Raw genomic sequence first — 14,574 nt, 5'->3', positions numbered from 1 at the left:
CTACTATTTCAGGTGATTAAATATGAAGTGTATAGCTTGGACAGAAGATGTTTTTTCACAAAACTTCACTACGTTCCATATTACATAATGTTTCACATGAAACTATCGACATTCCGAATTACCTTTCTACTATTTTCGACTGGTTTCAAACGTGGGCATCTTATGAAAATTTAACAAAAATAAATACCGAGGAAAAAGAGCCCGTATTCTTTCATGAAGTTGATATGTATATGAAAAAACTAGTAGAAAGCGCAATGTAATTTCACATTGTGCTTTCTACTAGTGCTTTATATTCCTCTTGTAATTTTTTAAATTGTTCTTCATATTTTTGCATCTTTACGATATCCGTCTTCGAATTAAGGAGTGGTCTTCTTCTCCCAGTCACCATTATATTTTTCCCCTCTATTGCATCGTTCATATGTACATAAGGTTTAAAAAACTCACATTCCGTATATGGCAATGCTACAGATAATTTTGCATACTCTTCTACCTTAAATTGATTAGATATGCTTAACTCTTTTAAAGTTTCCAATTGCATTAACGGTTCTAATGAATCATCTTTAACCTTTAAATTCATCAAAGTAAGCTTTTGCAACTGCTGTAATTCAGCGAGTGGTTTTAAAGTTTGTACTTTCATCGCTGCATTTATCCCACCACCCATATAGAAGGTATTGAGTTGTGTGCACTTACTTAAAGCACTTAAATCTTCTAACTTAGAAAAATCATCAATTAGTAAGGATTTGAGTTTTTTATTATAATCAATATCCCATAACGTCTTCGCTTTTGTATTCCAGCACATATGTAACTGTTGTAAATTAGACAATTTCTGAAGGCTACTTAAATCCTCGACCCTCATTTCGTAAACATATAATATATCGGGACAAACATACGTAAGAATATGATCAAACTGCTTTTGATTTACTGCGAACACCCATAACTTTTTAACTTGCAAAGATGCTAGTCGTTCTATATTTTTTGTTTTCCCCTCAATCGCTACTTCTTCTAAATCACCAGCTATACTTACTAAGTCTTTCGTAATCTTCGGCTGATCACCAATCGGAAACATTTTATCCTCCCCTACAACTCCCAAATAATATTCATCTCTTCAAACGACGCTTTACTAACTTCTAACCCTTCACTATCATCCGTTCCAATCATCGCTACTTCTTCTTTAGATAACTTAATTTCCTCATTTGGATTTTTGATTTTTCTCTCATACACGAGTTGTAAAAGCTCTATTTGTTCCTCTGTTAGCTCATACTCTTCTTCCAATCTTTCTATTGCAGATCCCCTATCCAGTAATGGAATTTCTAATAAAAATCCACCGTTCTCTTCCATTTCTTCAAATGAATCGATTGAATACGCACCGCTATCCTCAATCCAAAAAGCTGTTGTAATGAAAGGAACTGTTTCGCCTTCTACTTCTTCTAATACGTATTGAAGTGCTTCTTCTTTCGCAATTTCTATCACTTCAGAAGGTGCTCCTTCAAAATAATTTGCTGCATCAATCCACTCATCAATTCGCTCACTATTCACGTCTTGAAGACATACAATCGTGTAATTCGGATAAAACGTAATTGTCCCTTGTCCGCCTTGAGTATCTTGCATACTATAGTTACATCCATCCCATGAACTTTCATGTGAGAAATCAGGAGCATGCGCTGCAAAAATTGCGCCTGCAATCGACTTTAAAATGCATCCTTTCCATAATTGTTCTTTATTTATATGTAATTTATATTTACTCATCATCTTCCTCCATGCACATATTTTGTCTATTATCTTTCGATTTCTCATTTCTTGTAAAGTGATTTTTCATTATTTCAAAATAATAAAGCACCCTTTGCATAAAGGATGCTTTTACATTCATCTACCATTTCTCTCTACACGTCTCAATTAAGTGCAGCAAATACCTCTTCGTCATATCTGCCCTTCTCCACCTTGAGAGCATTCGCTTTTCTTTTGGGTTTTTCCGTATTCTCGCTACTTCTTTTAATAAAAGCTCCCATTCTTCCGCTGAATGTTCTAATAAGTATTGTAACCCTCTATCTTTTGAAACAATTGTTTTATGATCTAGTGTATATAAAATACGCCCCATCGTAACGACCGCTGATTCTACCCATTCTTCTATAAAGAATAAATATGGCTGCTTGGCCTTTCCACTCCAGTACTGTTCTACGTTGTATTTCATCGTATTTACTACATCATCCCACCCTATTTGAAACGAAAGGTCTCCCGCTTCTTTCCCGGTAACTGTAATGCCTTGATTTTTCAATGTCCACCATGTGACCGCATTAATGTCCCAATGTCCTATATCCGCCTTGCCATCTGCACAATACACGTACTCATTCATTTCATCATTGTATTTCCCTAAATCAGCAAGCGGAATATACATACCATCCATTCTTTTACCTAACGTACTACTACTAAGTTTCTTATGTAGTTCTACAAGTTGTTGTTTTTCAGCCTCATTCACGGAATCACTTATTACCGTAACAAAATCAACATCGCTCGTTTCCACATGAAATGCACCGAGCGCGATAGATCCGTAAATATATACGCCGACTATTTTTTCGTCTAAGAAAATTTCTTTTAACCCTACTATGTACTGCTCCATCAACTGCTCTACTTCTTTTGGTAACACATGCTTTACTACATTCTCCACATCTATCCCTCCAATGAAAAAAGCCTTTGCAAATTCGCAAAGACTTCCTACTTTATAAATATTTCTCGATTTCTTCGTAAACATCCTTCAAACGAGGATTTCCTTCTCCAACAATTTCTCCATTTACAAGAACGACCGGATAAAATAAATCTTCCTCCACTACACGTTCTGCAAATGCTTTTTTATCTTCATCTTCTTGTTCTTCTTGAAAATCAATATACTCGAAATTAAATTTATTTTCTTGTCCTTCATATTTACGACCAATCGCCGCTTGTATCCACTCAAACGTTTCTGTTGAAGATGGCATTCCAACGCAGCTCGCACAAATTACTTTCGTCCCATACACTTGCACATTAACCATTTCTTCTCCCCCACTTCTTGTTTCAACAGCATATTCAGATGTCTTATTACATAAGCACATCATTTTACAAACTTATTCCATACCCCTATACTGAAAAAACACGAAAAAATATTTCGACAATAAAACAAGAAGAGAAAAAATAGATTTTCCCCTCTATCTTGATTATAATAAAACTGATGAAAGGAGTCGATAAAAATGGAAAACCCACATATGCAAGAACAAGTACTAGAAGTATTAGATAAATTACGTCCATTCTTACTTCGCGATGGCGGAGACGTTGAATTAGTAGACATTGAAGAAGGTATCGTAAAATTACGCCTTATGGGTGCATGCGGAAGCTGCCCAAGTTCTACAATCACACTAAAAGCTGGTATCGAACGCGCGTTACTTGAAGAAGTACCAGGCGTTATCGAAGTAGAACAAGTATTTTAATCTAAAAGCAGACGCGGCTCGTTCAGAATCGCTTGCTAGAAAGAGACCCATTTGGGTCTCTTTTTTTATTCAAATATCACTTATGCGTTAACATCATAAAACAAAATTGGAAATCCTTCTCAAAAAATGCGATAATTGATACTATATAGTGAATCGTTCACACATATAAAGTAAAAAACATAGGGGGACGACACATGCCAAAAATGGGGAACACTTTTTTAACAATTCAAGAACTAGAAAAGAAAAAAGAGTATTTATTAGACCTTTCATCCGTTATACCGACATGGAATGTGAGCTATCAATTTTTATTTAAAGAAATCCAGCAAGAATTATTGAGTAAAGTAAATGAAAAACTCGAAAAGCATCAATTCGTTTTAAATATATGTGCAGATCAACAGGTAGGGGCATAATGTATTACATACAATTGTAGTATAAAAAAAGAGACCTCAATCGGTCTCTTTTTTTATTTTAAGACAGCCAATCTAATTTCCTAATTCCTAACTTATCGACCGGTAAACGAAGTGAGCCATAAAAATGCTTCATAAATTGCTCAGAACGGTTCACATCGTGTAAAATGGCTTCTAAGCGATCTCTATATATGCTTTTTTGTTCTTCGTTTCCAGTTTGATAATATCGTTCGACTGTTTCAAAATAGTGAAGCGGGAACAGGAGCCTTGCAAATAATAGGCGCCAACCAAATGAGGATAGCGAATAATTTCGTTCGTAATCTGTAACAAATTGAACGATTGTTTTCTCCCAGTCTTTCTTTTTTTCTATCATCATATAACGGATTAATTCTGCCATATCTCGAGTTGGGTGATCATACACCCAATCAAAAGGAAGTTTGAGACGCTTCGTTTGATGCCATAATAAGGGTGTAAATCGTTCTTGGCAAATTGTTGCTGCATCAGTCATTTGCGGCGTATCATCCATCTCTGTATCGACAACATACTGAATTGCATTTTCTGCAACTCCTAAGTAATACGGGAAGGATTCAATAAACAATTGATCGAATACGTCTGTAGGGTGGTTCATCACTTGTGATTGCCAAAACTTTTCTAATTGATCGAGCCTTTTTTCCCATAATGCTTTCCATTCACCAATGCGGCTTAATTGCTCGATTTCTTCTGGAAAGAATGCACCTCGTTTATGGAATATAGAAAGCTCACTTCCTAATGATGTAGCATGTCGTTCTAACGCACGCATACCTTTTAATAAGCAGTAATTTTGTTCTTCTATCTCACTTACATAGTAGCCGTGTATAGTCGGAACGAAAGTCGCTACAGTTAGATCCCCTTGCTGGTTCATGTAATCACTGAGCTTTTTCATCTCTACAAGTACTTCTTCCGCCATTTCTCCAATTGGAATAAGTACATAAATCTTGTTGCGAATCCAAAAGCTTTTATAGGGGCCAAGGGGGATTAATTCTTTAACATGCATATGATAATGCTCATAAATATGATGAATCATCGCAGTCGCCACCTATGGTTTTTCTTTATATATATGAGCTTGTGCTCGCCTTTCATTCCTATGCACATGATAAAGCAACGAAACGTATACAAATACTAAAAAGAAAAAAAGGTGATAAACATGAAAGAATCAAATCAACTACAAGAAAGAGCATTACAACTATTACAAGAGCGCGGTGTAACAATTGACGATATTGCTGAGCTTGTTCATTTTCTCCAAAAAAAATATCATCCAAATTTAGAGATGTCAGAATGCCGTTATAACGTTGAGCGTGTATTATCAAAACGTGAAGTACAAAACGCACTGATTACTGGTATCGAACTCGATGTTCTTGCTGAAAAAGGAATGTTAAGTGAGCCGTTACAAGATATCGTAAAACGTGATGAAGGCTTATACGGAATTGATGAAGTGATCGCACTTTCTATCGTTAATGTGTACGGCTCTATCGGTTTCACGAACTTTGGATATATCGATAAATTAAAACCTGGTATTTTAGAATTCTTAAATGATAAATCATCTGGAAAGGTACACACATTCCTTGATGATATCGTTGGCGGAATTGCTGCCGCTGCTTCAAGCCGTTTAGCGCATAGAGCTGAGCATTCGGAATGAAATATGAAAGACCGTCAGTTTCATACTGACGGTCTTTTGTATTCCATGAGCATAAATTCTCTTCCGCGGCTCAAAAAAATAGGACCTTGTTGAAAACCTATTTTTTTATATAGCGTAATCGCCCTTGTATTAAATGTCGCTACACTAAGTCGAAATGTTTTCGGCTTACATTCTTTAACAGCAAACGCTATCCCAGCTTGAAAAAACATTTTTCCAAGCCCTTTCCCTGTTAACGCTGGCTTCATGCCAAGTCCGATATCAATTACATCTTCTCCACCATATAAATGAGCATCTCTTCCCCCCGGCACTTGTGCATTTTCCCCAAAACAAAAATAGCCGATAAACTCTCCCTTATCGTCACAACAGCCGTAATACGTCCCATCTAATAATTCTTCTATTACTTCTTCCTCACCTGAAAAACTATACAAGTTATAAGGTTCTTCATACGTCCATGTATTTATCTCATTTGCTTCTTCTACCGTTAACTTATGTATATCCATCCTTCTCTCTCCTAATCAAGTATTCTATATATACTCATTCATTTTTCGTGCCTCATTTCCCTTCAATCGAATTATGCATAATTACATACGCGCGCCTATGAAACAAATGGTACAATTTAATTGAATCGCTGTTGCTACACTTCTTGATCAAAGAAAAGGCGTTAAAACGGATATTAGCGCCTTATCAAACTCAAGCAATTGGCACATTTTGTCATCATGAAAGACACTCGAAAGAGTGTCTTTTTTTTATATCTCACAAGGACTTACTCATTTCAAAATATAAACACATAAAATAATGTAACTCTTTACACACATGAACCCCTTTCTAAAAGTTGTGAAGTAGATTCAAAATAAAAAGCACTCTTGATTAGAGTGCTTTTTACATTCAAATAAGGAGGTTACATATATGGATAGTACTCTCGTATTTAACTTTGGTATTGGTATTGTTATTATTTTATTTGTTTTCTTTGTTCTTTGTATGAGCGGGGTATAGAAAGACGATTTTAGCCGTCTTTTTATACATACATATGTATTATTTGACTTCCACAAAAGAAGTAACCATAATAGTTACATAAATAAAAAAACTATTCACATATCCACAAATAGGAGGAAGAACAATGAAACATGTAATCGTTTATGCACACCCAAATACAGAAAGCTTCAACCATGCAATTTTAGAAACAGTAAAAAGTGAATTAGAAGAAAAAGGTCATGGAGTACGCGTTCGCGATCTATACGAATTAAACTTCAATCCAGTATTAGGCGCTTCCGATTTCATTTCATTTTCTCAAGGAAACACACCAGAAGATATTAAAGAAGAGCAAGAGCATATCTCTTGGGCTGATAGCATTACATTCATTTACCCAGTTTGGTGGGCGGGACTTCCTGCTATTTTAAAAGGATACGTTGACCGTGTATTTAGCCACGGCTTCGCTTATGCTTACGGTGAAAATGGTATCGAGAAGTTATTAAGCGGTAAAAAAGGCTTATTATTATCTACAATGGGAAATACAAAAGAAGCATACACAGCAGGCGGTATGTTTGACGCAATGAAGAAAACAGCTGATGTTGGTATTTTTGAATTTACAGGAATTGAAACAATTGAGCATACATTCTATACAAGTGTCCCTTCTGTGGATGATAATGTGCGTAAACAATATCTTGAAGAGGTTAAAGATGTTGTGAATCGTGCATTTTAATAAAAAAACTCCGGTTGTTAAAACCGGAGTTTTTTTATTTCATCATTAATTTCGGAATATATCTTTGAAGAATGCTTTCTAATTCATTCATATCTTCCTGTCTAATAAGTAAATTCACATTGTCATTCATTTTTTCTCGCCCGCGATATAAAAATATATTTTCTTTTGGATTTTCCCATGTTGATGTTTTATAGCCTTTCAATTCTTCATATGAATAAAAGTTTAATCCGTCTACTACACCTTTTTCATATATTTGTACACTTTTAATAAGATGGATGGCTATTAAAGTCATAAAACAACTTGCTACAGCATGAATACCTAGCTGAACGAGAAACTGTTCAACTGTATCAATATCACCACTTACGTACCGAGCATATATATACATACATTGTCCAATGAAATATGCTGGTCCAAGTAATGCAATCCAACGTCTTTTCATCCGAGGATACATTGCAATGAGTTTTCCTGCGCTTTTTTTCATTTCATTTATTTTATATATCTTCCGTAGAACAAAAAACAAAACACATAATGTAAAAACAAACATAATACATGACATCCAGTACATTCTTATTCTCCCCCTTACATCATTACATTTAAATTTTACATTTTATATACTTATAGTACATATGCAATTATGCATAAAAAAACAGGTAACCTCTTCCGGTTACCTGCATTTCATTACATCTTCTCAATCCACTCCGTCAAGTTATGCACAACTTGCGTTGGTTGAACTTCGTATTCTGTTAACTTCTCCACAGTTGTGACTCCAGTGTGGACAAGAAGCGTATGCATACCAGCATTTATTCCTGCTAAAATGTCTGTATCGTAGTTATCCCCAACCATTAATGCTTCATTCTTTTCTATGCCAAGCACTTTCAAAGCTTGTTCCATAATGATTGATTCTGGTTTTCCGATAAAGATTGGATCCACACCTGTTGATACTGCTACAACTGATGTTAATGAACCGTTACCTGGTAATAATCCGCGCTCAGTCGGAATGGCAATGTCTCCATTTGTGGAAATAAATGTTGCGCCGTTACGCACAGCAAGACAAGCTTTTGCTAATTTTTCATATGTGATATCACGATCTAAACCAACAACAACGAAATCAGGATTTTCATCCACAAGTTCAAATCCTTTTTCCACAAGTGCCTCATGTAACCCTTCTTCACCAATCATATATACAGTTGCGTCTTGTTTACGTTCATAAATGAAGTTCGCTGTTGCCATACTCGTTGTGAATACTTGCTCTGCTTCCGCTGGAATATCGAAACGAACAAGTTTTTCTGCCACCTGTTCTGGTTTACGTGTTGAATTATTCGTAACGAATAAATAAGGAATACCGCGCTCTCCTAATGCTTTTACGAAGTCACTCGCTTCTTCAATTTGTTCTTCTCCGCGATACATCGTACCGTCTAAGTCAATTAAGTAACCTTTATACATCATTATGTCTCTCCTTCTATGCTAACGTTCTCATCTATCATACCACTCTTATATTACCCGCTTTTTCCAAAGAAAAAAACGCTTTACCTTAAAGCGCCCCATAACGTTCATTTTTTCTCTTTTACTTGGTAAGAACAACTACAATCGCCCTCGCACATGTTTGCTAACGCTTTCACATCTGCACCTGCAAATAAACGCTCATACATCTCTTTTTCATCTTCACATACTTGCGAGAATCTCTCTGCAATTTCCTTTAACGGACAGTTTTGTTTTTCAATTACGAAAGAATTCTCTCCATCTCTCTTGATTTGAACCATATAACCATTTTTCTCTTGCATAGCTGCTATCTCTTGCACTTTATATGCTAAATTCTTTTGATTACTCACTCGCTTTTGCAACTGTTCTTCCATTCGCTTCGTTCTCTCTTTTAAAACGTGACGAAGTATTTTTTCATCGCCCATTCGAGCTAAATCTTCTAGCATATCAATCGCGAATTGCTTATACTCCTTCGGGAATGTATCTTCTCCCTTTTCGCTTAATCCATACAAATAAGTAGGTCTTCCGACATGTTGCCTTACCATCTTGGAATAAATGAAACCATCTTTCTCAAGATTACTTAAATGTCTTCGGATCGCCATTTCTGTAATCTCTAAAACGTCAGCTAGTTCTGCTACCGTGTGCTCTCCCTTTACTTTCAACAATTGCACAATTTCATCTTTCGTCGTACGTGCTTCCCCCATGCTTCACCCTTCTCCCTTTTCTTTCTCACATACAATATAAGATCCCCAAAAAGTAGTCCTGGGGATCTTATAAGCATAATTATTCTGGTACAAATGCAGATACAGGTCCTAATTCCTTCTCTAAATAACTGCGAATATTTGCTGGGTATTTTTCTACCACTGCAATATATTTTTGAATCGTCTTATATAATTCATCATGATTCATTTGAATATAATCTTGCGTAAGCATTTTTCGAAGAAGGATAATTTCTTTCATCCCTTGTCCATCTTCTGCACTTATCACTCGCTCGTCCATTAAAATATCAATAATATCTTCATAGCTTCCCGGATCGCGCATAATAAATCCATCAATCATCGCATTCCCTACATCTAATACACAATCAATAATTAGATGAGCTATACGTTCTAATGCGTAAAATTCAAACTCGGTTTCATATATCTTTTTCTCTTGAAATGTACTTGTTGCTCGTTCTAAACATACTAGCATTTGTTCTATTTTCTTTCTGTCTACAAAATACATGAATGTCACCTACCTGGAAATTAAAGCATTTACATTTTAATTGTAACGCTTTCTTCTGAAAAAATCGACAATTTTTCGAATTCACCTTTTCTCCGTTATTTGTTATAGTTATATTTGTATGATTTTTGAAATTGGAGGAATGGAATCTTGGAACGTGAACTCGCACTAGAAATTGTCCGTGTAACAGAAGCAGCAGCATTAGCATCCGCACAGTGGATGGGCCGCGGAAAGAAAAACGAAGCAGATGATGCAGCAACTACAGCAATGCGTGATATGTTCGATTCAGTAAACATGGCAGGTACAGTTGTAATTGGTGAAGGAGAACTTGATGAAGCACCGATGTTATATATTGGTGAAGAACTAGGAACAGGTAACGGTCCAGAAGTAGATATCGCCGTTGATCCATTAGAAGGTACAAACATCGTTGCAAAAGGTCTTGCAAATGCAATGGCAGTTATCGCAATCGCAGATAAAGGAAACCTTCTTCATGCTCCTGATATGTACATGGAAAAAATCGCGGTTGGTCCAAAAGCAGCTGGCAAAATTAGCTTAGATGATCCAATTGAAAAAACAATCGAAATTGTAGCAGAAGCTAACAATAAAAAGATTCGCGATCTAACAGTTATCATTCAAGAACGTGAACGTCATCAAGATATTATTGACCGTGTTCGTGCAAAAGGTGCACGCGTAAAATTATTTGGTGATGGTGATGTTGGTGCGTCAATTGCAACAGCACTACCTGGAACAGGTATCGACTTATTCGTAGGTATTGGCGGAGCTCCAGAAGGTGTTATTTCTGCAGCAGCATTAAAGTGCCTTGAAGGTGAAATGCAAGCTCGCTTAGTTCCAATGAACGAAGAAGAAGAAGCTCGTTGTCGTGAAATGGGATTAGAAGACCCTCGTCAACTTCTTATGTTAGATGACTTAGTATCTGGGGATGATGCAATCTTCTCAGCAACTGGTGTATCTGCTGGTGAGTTATTAGACGGTGTTAAATTCCTTGGCGGAGATTTAGCTGAAACATACTCTATCGTAATGCGTTACAAAACAAGAACGGTACGATTCATTAAAACGCATCACCATTTAGATCATAAACCACACTTAAACTTAGATATTTAATAAAGGAGCCATGTGTATGGAAGAACGTTTCTTTCTGTACGACGATACAGTCGCTACAAGAACTCGTTTCGTTAGCTTTATGGGAGAAAATGAGCGTCATGATTTAGCGCTACTATACTCCGATCGTCATTACGGTAAAACAATTGTACTTGATATGCAAAGTAATAAATTTGCAATCATCGGTCCTGACGATTTAAACGAACCAGGCTACTTAGAGCACGCATTTTCTATGACTGAAGAAATTGCAGAAGAATTACGCTCATTTTTATTTGAACTTATATAATTTATCGTAGGCACCAGCTATTTTAGCTGGTGTTTTTTCATCACAAAAGTTTTGAATTTTCAATCTTCTGTGTTATAATTAAGAATAAATCTATTTGGATAGAAAGGACGTTATCTACGTATGCCAACATTTACTTTGTAATGGACCAGCAATTGGATAGCATTACTCTCAAAAAAGCACCACGCTTTTTCAAGGGAGTAGTCTGCCCATTCCCATTACAAAGGAACGTAATGCATCTGTAGTATGATGTTTACGGAGGTTCCTCTTTGGGGAACCTCCTTTTATTTTTGTCTTTTTCTCATGTCTTCATACTACAAGACATCCAAATAGCTGTATTACGTTCCTTTACCACTACTATAAGAGGTGAAGGAACATGCAGAAAGTACAACTTTCTTGGAGTTTATATGAAAACGAGCAAAACACAATTGAAAAGTATTGTAAAAATTGCAGACGCACTACCCTATTTACTGATACGAATATTCGTAGGCATAACGCCAATGGAAAAAATATATACCGCTTTGCCATTTATAAATGCCCGAAAGATCATACTTGGAACCAAAAACTTCGTATTTATAAAGCTTTTACCGATCATGTAGAGACAGTCGATATAAAGCAGCAAGATCAAATAGAAACAACTACTACCATTTCCATTACAAAGCATAAAGAAAGTGGCATAGCGGAAATCACTGTTGTATTAGACATTGTCTTCGGTTCCCACCGAATGGATAAAGCCTTATCCACATATATTTCCGAATGGAGCCGTACACTCATTGTGGATAAAATTAAAAATGGGGATATTCAATTAAACGGACAACAAATGAAGCCAAATACCATACTTTCTGAAGGCGATTCTATTTCGATTTGTTTATGAGGGGGAATCTCATGTTAAATGTGAGAAAAGGAACGATTGATTTATTAGACGAATTAGATGCAATGTATACGGAATGTAAAAAAGTACTCTTACAAAATCAGATTTATCAATGGGACGATTCTTACCCTACGCGAGAGCATATTTCCTATCACTTAGTGCAAGATGAACTTTACTGCCTATTTGAGCATGATTCACTCGTTGGCGCTGTTGTATTAAATGAATGGCAATCTCCTGAATACGCACTTATTGACTGGTCAGAAACAGACGGTCGCTTTCTTATCGTCCATTCTTTCGTCATCCATCCACTTACACAAGGAAAAGGATATAGCAAATTACTTTTATCCTTTTGGGAAAATGAAGCAAGACGGATTGGCTACAAAGGAATACACCTAGATTGCTTTACAGGAAATCCGATTTCATTAAACCTATACGAAAAGAACAATTATATTTGCCGAGGTGCTGTTTATTTTTCCAGTAAACAGCCTCCTCATAATTGGTATAACTGCTATGAAAAAATCCTCTTACAATCGTAAGAGGATTTTTTTATTTCTTCACTTTTCGTAATACGAAGTGTGCACAACCGAAGTTACAGTACTCGTATAAATACTCCGTTAACGTACTAATTTTCGTATCATATGTCGCACGCTGGTTACTATCATCAAAGAATCCGCGCAATCTAAGTTGCTCATAACCCCAGTCTCCAACGATGTAATCATATTTATTTAAAATTTCTGCATAGCGCTCTTTAAATGCTTCTTCACTAAAACCGTCACGAAAGTTTTTAATTACTTCGTACTGAACATTATTAATGCTCACCGTAGCATGAATCTCTTGCTTTTGCTCCATCATTAACTTCCTCTCTAAGCATTCTTCTTTTTATCGTATCACAAAGCATACCAACCAACAATTTCAAATACAAAAAATTGAAAATTAGTGCATGCTATGGAGAAGGAGGTGATACATCGTGAAAAAACAAATTATACTCTCTCTTCTCACTCTTTCCTTATTTGCAGGCTGTCAAACAAATAATAAAGCTGAAATGGAACGTGAAGAAGGAAGCCGTGTTCTTGTTTCCAATAAAAACGACATGTATCATACGGAAAATACAAATACACGATTAACGAGAGTAGGTTATTCATCTAAACAAAAACATGAAGTATCTAACAAACAAGTAGGAGCCATTAACCGTGAGAAAGTCGCTGAAATGATTACAAGCATGGCAGTCAAACTTCCTGACGTTACAAACGCTGCTACGCTCGTTACCGATGATGAAGTATTTGTTGTATACCGTGCAAACACAACAGATCCAAAACTCGTAGCAGATCAAGTATATAAAACTGCTTTGTCCATCGTCCCTCGCTATTATAAAGCATATGTATCAACAGACCAAAAGTTGATTTCTCAAATTCAAGGCCTTCAATCTGGTGCATTAAATGATACAGAATATACACAGAGCCTCGATATGTTAAAGCGTGAAATGAGTAAAAACCCTCATTTGAACAATACAGGGGATCAGACTTTGAATGATATGATAAAAAAATAAAGAAGGTGGAGAAAACCTCCACCTTCTTTATTTTTTTACTATTTCTTACAATCTGCATAAAACTCCATCGCATCACACATAAACTGCGCTAACCCTTCGCCAAACTTATCGATATTTTTTGTAAAGCGCTCATCAGCGACGTACATTTGGCCGAGGCCCTTAAAAGCATCTAATGAATATTCACCGAAGTTTTGCAAGTAATCGTACCATACTCCAATTGCTTCCTGCGCCTCTTTAGAATCAGGTGCGCCGTGTCTAAGCGCCGCTAAATTTCTGTAAATCGTATTAAACTCTTCTTGATTATCTTTTGACATACCTTTTGCATATTCGTTCGCTTTATCTACAGCTACATCTCCCCATTTTTCACGTGCCTCTTCTTCATATGGGTTATGGCTGAAATCGAATCCTTCAAATTTCTCTTTATTTGTCATTTCAATCTCTCCTTTTGTATGCTGAATTGTTTTATCAATCGTCGCAATCACTTTATCTAACCTTACACGCTTTTCAAGAAGCATTTTCTTATGAAGCTGTAGTGCTTCTTCTCGATCAAATGACGGGCTCATGATAATTTCTTTAATTTTCTTCAAAGGGAAGCCTAGCTCTTTAAAAAATAAAATTTGCTGCAATGTCTCTAAATTTTCATTGGAATACAGACGATATCCAGACTCTGTCGTCTCGTCTGGGGTTAACAACCCGATTTCATCATAATGATGCAGTGTGCGCACACTAATTCCAACTAAATTAGCTACTTCTTTTACCTTCATTGTCATGTGTATCTCCCCCTTAGTACATACGATAAAGTATGACGCAACGTTAGAG

21 protein-coding genes and 1 pseudogene are annotated in these 14,574 nt (G+C 36.2%); 10 read left to right on the top strand and 12 right to left on the bottom strand.

All coding sequences use genetic code 11. The annotated features are described in order from the left end of the window. Positions 1 to 77 precede the first annotated feature (77 nt). Positions 78 to 260: pseudogene (locus QCI44_RS02600) on the top strand (DUF4304 domain-containing protein); the annotation flags it as partial. Positions 261 to 262: 2 nt separating this feature from the next. Here the strand turns inward: QCI44_RS02600 and QCI44_RS02595 are convergent. The 4 genes from QCI44_RS02595 to QCI44_RS02580 form a co-directional block, all read right to left on the bottom strand. Further along, entirely contained in the window at positions 263 to 1,066 is an 804-nt protein-coding gene (locus QCI44_RS02595; protein ID WP_088084543.1) for a leucine-rich repeat domain-containing protein, read from the bottom strand. 11 nt (positions 1,067 to 1,077) lie between these two features. Further along, positions 1,078 to 1,746 (bottom strand): hypothetical protein, encoded by a 669-nt coding sequence (locus QCI44_RS02590; RefSeq protein ID WP_016135937.1) that lies wholly within the window; start codon positions 1,744 to 1,746, stop codon positions 1,078 to 1,080. Positions 1,747 to 1,867: 121 nt separating this feature from the next. Further along, complete coding sequence (locus tag QCI44_RS02585; protein ID WP_016085715.1) at positions 1,868 to 2,662, bottom strand: nucleotidyltransferase domain-containing protein; 795 nt, start codon at positions 2,660 to 2,662, stop codon at positions 1,868 to 1,870. Positions 2,663 to 2,714: 52 nt separating this feature from the next. After that, positions 2,715 to 3,023: a YuzD family protein gene (locus QCI44_RS02580; protein WP_016085714.1), complete on the bottom strand. Its 309-nt coding sequence runs from the start codon at positions 3,021 to 3,023 to the stop codon at positions 2,715 to 2,717. Positions 3,024 to 3,218: 195 nt separating this feature from the next. Here QCI44_RS02580 and QCI44_RS02575 point away from each other — a divergent pair, with 195 nt between their 5' ends. Together QCI44_RS02575 and QCI44_RS02570 are read left to right on the top strand one after the other, a co-directional pair. Beyond that, positions 3,219 to 3,455: a NifU family protein gene (locus QCI44_RS02575; RefSeq protein ID WP_000431159.1), complete on the top strand. Its 237-nt coding sequence runs from the start codon at positions 3,219 to 3,221 to the stop codon at positions 3,453 to 3,455. 194 nt (positions 3,456 to 3,649) lie between these two features. Next, positions 3,650 to 3,865 (top strand): hypothetical protein, encoded by a 216-nt coding sequence (locus tag QCI44_RS02570; protein ID WP_016085713.1) that lies wholly within the window; start codon positions 3,650 to 3,652, stop codon positions 3,863 to 3,865. 58 nt (positions 3,866 to 3,923) lie between these two features. Here the strand turns inward: QCI44_RS02570 and yutH are convergent, their stop codons facing one another. Then, a complete protein-coding gene (yutH, locus tag QCI44_RS02565) occupies positions 3,924 to 4,925 on the bottom strand; it encodes a spore coat putative kinase YutH (RefSeq protein WP_016085712.1) in 1,002 nt (333 codons plus the stop codon). A gap of 120 nt (positions 4,926 to 5,045) precedes the next feature. Here yutH and QCI44_RS02560 point away from each other — a divergent pair, with 120 nt between their 5' ends. Continuing rightward, positions 5,046 to 5,537, top strand: a complete 492-nt coding sequence (locus QCI44_RS02560; protein ID WP_000665100.1) for a phosphatidylglycerophosphatase A family protein — start codon at positions 5,046 to 5,048, stop codon at positions 5,535 to 5,537. 20 nt (positions 5,538 to 5,557) lie between these two features. Here QCI44_RS02560 and QCI44_RS02555 read toward each other — a convergent pair whose 3' ends face one another. Further along, positions 5,558 to 6,037 carry a GNAT family N-acetyltransferase gene (locus QCI44_RS02555; RefSeq protein WP_098486561.1) on the bottom strand — a complete coding sequence of 160 codons (480 nt, stop codon included), beginning with the start codon at positions 6,035 to 6,037 and terminating at the stop codon, positions 5,558 to 5,560. 617 nt (positions 6,038 to 6,654) lie between these two features. Here QCI44_RS02555 and QCI44_RS02550 point away from each other — a divergent pair. Continuing rightward, positions 6,655 to 7,236, top strand: a complete 582-nt coding sequence (locus QCI44_RS02550; protein WP_353810993.1) for an NAD(P)H-dependent oxidoreductase — start codon at positions 6,655 to 6,657, stop codon at positions 7,234 to 7,236. 34 nt (positions 7,237 to 7,270) lie between these two features. Here the strand turns inward: QCI44_RS02550 and QCI44_RS02545 are convergent, their stop codons facing one another. From QCI44_RS02545 to QCI44_RS02530, 4 genes are all read right to left on the bottom strand, one after another. Then, positions 7,271 to 7,801 (bottom strand): iron ABC transporter substrate-binding protein, encoded by a 531-nt coding sequence (locus QCI44_RS02545; protein ID WP_098486560.1) that lies wholly within the window; start codon positions 7,799 to 7,801, stop codon positions 7,271 to 7,273. Positions 7,802 to 7,914: 113 nt separating this feature from the next. Next, the gene (locus QCI44_RS02540) at positions 7,915 to 8,679 is read right to left on the bottom strand and encodes a TIGR01457 family HAD-type hydrolase (protein WP_016085709.1); all 765 of its coding nucleotides are present in this window, start codon (positions 8,677 to 8,679) and stop codon (positions 7,915 to 7,917) included. A gap of 107 nt (positions 8,680 to 8,786) precedes the next feature. Further along, positions 8,787 to 9,419 (bottom strand): helix-turn-helix transcriptional regulator, encoded by a 633-nt coding sequence (locus tag QCI44_RS02535; RefSeq protein ID WP_016085708.1) that lies wholly within the window; start codon positions 9,417 to 9,419, stop codon positions 8,787 to 8,789. Positions 9,420 to 9,498: 79 nt separating this feature from the next. Then, positions 9,499 to 9,939 carry a DUF86 domain-containing protein gene (locus tag QCI44_RS02530; RefSeq protein ID WP_016085707.1) on the bottom strand — a complete coding sequence of 147 codons (441 nt, stop codon included), beginning with the start codon at positions 9,937 to 9,939 and terminating at the stop codon, positions 9,499 to 9,501. Positions 9,940 to 10,086: 147 nt separating this feature from the next. On the opposite strand from QCI44_RS02530, the gene glpX reads away from it, so the two are divergent. From glpX to QCI44_RS02510, 4 genes are all read left to right on the top strand, one after another. Continuing rightward, the gene (gene glpX / locus QCI44_RS02525) at positions 10,087 to 11,058 is read left to right on the top strand and encodes a class II fructose-bisphosphatase (protein WP_016085706.1); all 972 of its coding nucleotides are present in this window, start codon (positions 10,087 to 10,089) and stop codon (positions 11,056 to 11,058) included. A gap of 16 nt (positions 11,059 to 11,074) precedes the next feature. Then, complete coding sequence (locus QCI44_RS02520) at positions 11,075 to 11,341, top strand: DUF3055 domain-containing protein (protein ID WP_016135944.1); 267 nt, start codon at positions 11,075 to 11,077, stop codon at positions 11,339 to 11,341. Between the two features lie 373 nt (positions 11,342 to 11,714). Further along, on the top strand, positions 11,715 to 12,212 hold the full coding sequence (locus QCI44_RS02515; RefSeq protein ID WP_016085705.1) for a cytoplasmic protein: 498 nt from the start codon (positions 11,715 to 11,717) through the stop codon (positions 12,210 to 12,212). A gap of 11 nt (positions 12,213 to 12,223) precedes the next feature. Beyond that, entirely contained in the window at positions 12,224 to 12,745 is a 522-nt protein-coding gene (locus QCI44_RS02510) for a GNAT family N-acetyltransferase (RefSeq protein ID WP_353810992.1), read from the top strand. Positions 12,746 to 12,755: 10 nt separating this feature from the next. Here the strand turns inward: QCI44_RS02510 and QCI44_RS02505 are convergent, their stop codons facing one another. Continuing rightward, the gene (locus tag QCI44_RS02505; protein ID WP_000435943.1) at positions 12,756 to 13,058 is read right to left on the bottom strand and encodes a YutD family protein; all 303 of its coding nucleotides are present in this window, start codon (positions 13,056 to 13,058) and stop codon (positions 12,756 to 12,758) included. Positions 13,059 to 13,176: 118 nt separating this feature from the next. Between QCI44_RS02505 and QCI44_RS02500 the strand changes: the two genes are divergently transcribed. Continuing rightward, the gene (locus QCI44_RS02500; RefSeq protein ID WP_016085703.1) at positions 13,177 to 13,755 is read left to right on the top strand and encodes a YhcN/YlaJ family sporulation lipoprotein; all 579 of its coding nucleotides are present in this window, start codon (positions 13,177 to 13,179) and stop codon (positions 13,753 to 13,755) included. Between the two features lie 38 nt (positions 13,756 to 13,793). Here the strand turns inward: QCI44_RS02500 and QCI44_RS02495 are convergent, their stop codons facing one another. Continuing rightward, on the bottom strand, positions 13,794 to 14,525 hold the full coding sequence (locus QCI44_RS02495) for a MerR family transcriptional regulator (RefSeq protein WP_016136921.1): 732 nt from the start codon (positions 14,523 to 14,525) through the stop codon (positions 13,794 to 13,796). Positions 14,526 to 14,574: the final 49 nt, after the last annotated feature.

It is taken from the genome of Bacillus cereus group sp. RP37, from assembly GCF_040459695.1.
Taxonomy (GTDB): Bacteria; Bacillota; Bacilli; order Bacillales; family Bacillaceae_G; genus Bacillus_A.
Note: the sequence above shows the minus strand (reverse complement) of the source record. Positions and strands in the feature narration are given on the sequence as shown.

Bases quoted from the DNA above. Each gene is read 5' to 3' on its own strand.
- QCI44_RS02555 (WP_098486561.1), bottom strand. From the start codon at position 6,037: ATGGATATACATAAGTTAACGGTAGAAGAAGCAAATGAGATAAATACA.
- QCI44_RS02515 (WP_016085705.1), top strand. From the start codon at position 11,715: ATGCAGAAAGTACAACTTTCTTGGAGTTTATATGAAAACGAGCAAAAC.
- QCI44_RS02550 (WP_353810993.1), top strand. From the start codon at position 6,655: ATGAAACATGTAATCGTTTATGCACACCCAAATACAGAAAGCTTCAAC.
- QCI44_RS02510 (WP_353810992.1), top strand. From the start codon at position 12,224: ATGTTAAATGTGAGAAAAGGAACGATTGATTTATTAGACGAATTAGAT.
- QCI44_RS02495 (WP_016136921.1), bottom strand. From the start codon at position 14,525: ATGACAATGAAGGTAAAAGAAGTAGCTAATTTAGTTGGAATTAGTGTG.
- QCI44_RS02535 (WP_016085708.1), bottom strand. From the start codon at position 9,419: ATGGGGGAAGCACGTACGACGAAAGATGAAATTGTGCAATTGTTGAAA.
- QCI44_RS02590 (WP_016135937.1), bottom strand. From the start codon at position 1,746: ATGAGTAAATATAAATTACATATAAATAAAGAACAATTATGGAAAGGA.
- QCI44_RS02545 (WP_098486560.1), bottom strand. From the start codon at position 7,801: ATGTACTGGATGTCATGTATTATGTTTGTTTTTACATTATGTGTTTTG.
- QCI44_RS02530 (WP_016085707.1), bottom strand. From the start codon at position 9,939: ATGTATTTTGTAGACAGAAAGAAAATAGAACAAATGCTAGTATGTTTA.
- QCI44_RS02560 (WP_000665100.1), top strand. From the start codon at position 5,046: ATGAAAGAATCAAATCAACTACAAGAAAGAGCATTACAACTATTACAA.
- QCI44_RS02505 (WP_000435943.1), bottom strand. From the start codon at position 13,058: ATGGAGCAAAAGCAAGAGATTCATGCTACGGTGAGCATTAATAATGTT.
- QCI44_RS02570 (WP_016085713.1), top strand. From the start codon at position 3,650: ATGCCAAAAATGGGGAACACTTTTTTAACAATTCAAGAACTAGAAAAG.
- QCI44_RS02520 (WP_016135944.1), top strand. From the start codon at position 11,075: ATGGAAGAACGTTTCTTTCTGTACGACGATACAGTCGCTACAAGAACT.
- yutH (WP_016085712.1), bottom strand. From the start codon at position 4,925: ATGATTCATCATATTTATGAGCATTATCATATGCATGTTAAAGAATTA.
- QCI44_RS02540 (WP_016085709.1), bottom strand. From the start codon at position 8,679: ATGTATAAAGGTTACTTAATTGACTTAGACGGTACGATGTATCGCGGA.
- QCI44_RS02595 (WP_088084543.1), bottom strand. From the start codon at position 1,066: ATGTTTCCGATTGGTGATCAGCCGAAGATTACGAAAGACTTAGTAAGT.
- QCI44_RS02575 (WP_000431159.1), top strand. From the start codon at position 3,219: ATGGAAAACCCACATATGCAAGAACAAGTACTAGAAGTATTAGATAAA.
- QCI44_RS02580 (WP_016085714.1), bottom strand. From the start codon at position 3,023: ATGGTTAATGTGCAAGTGTATGGGACGAAAGTAATTTGTGCGAGCTGC.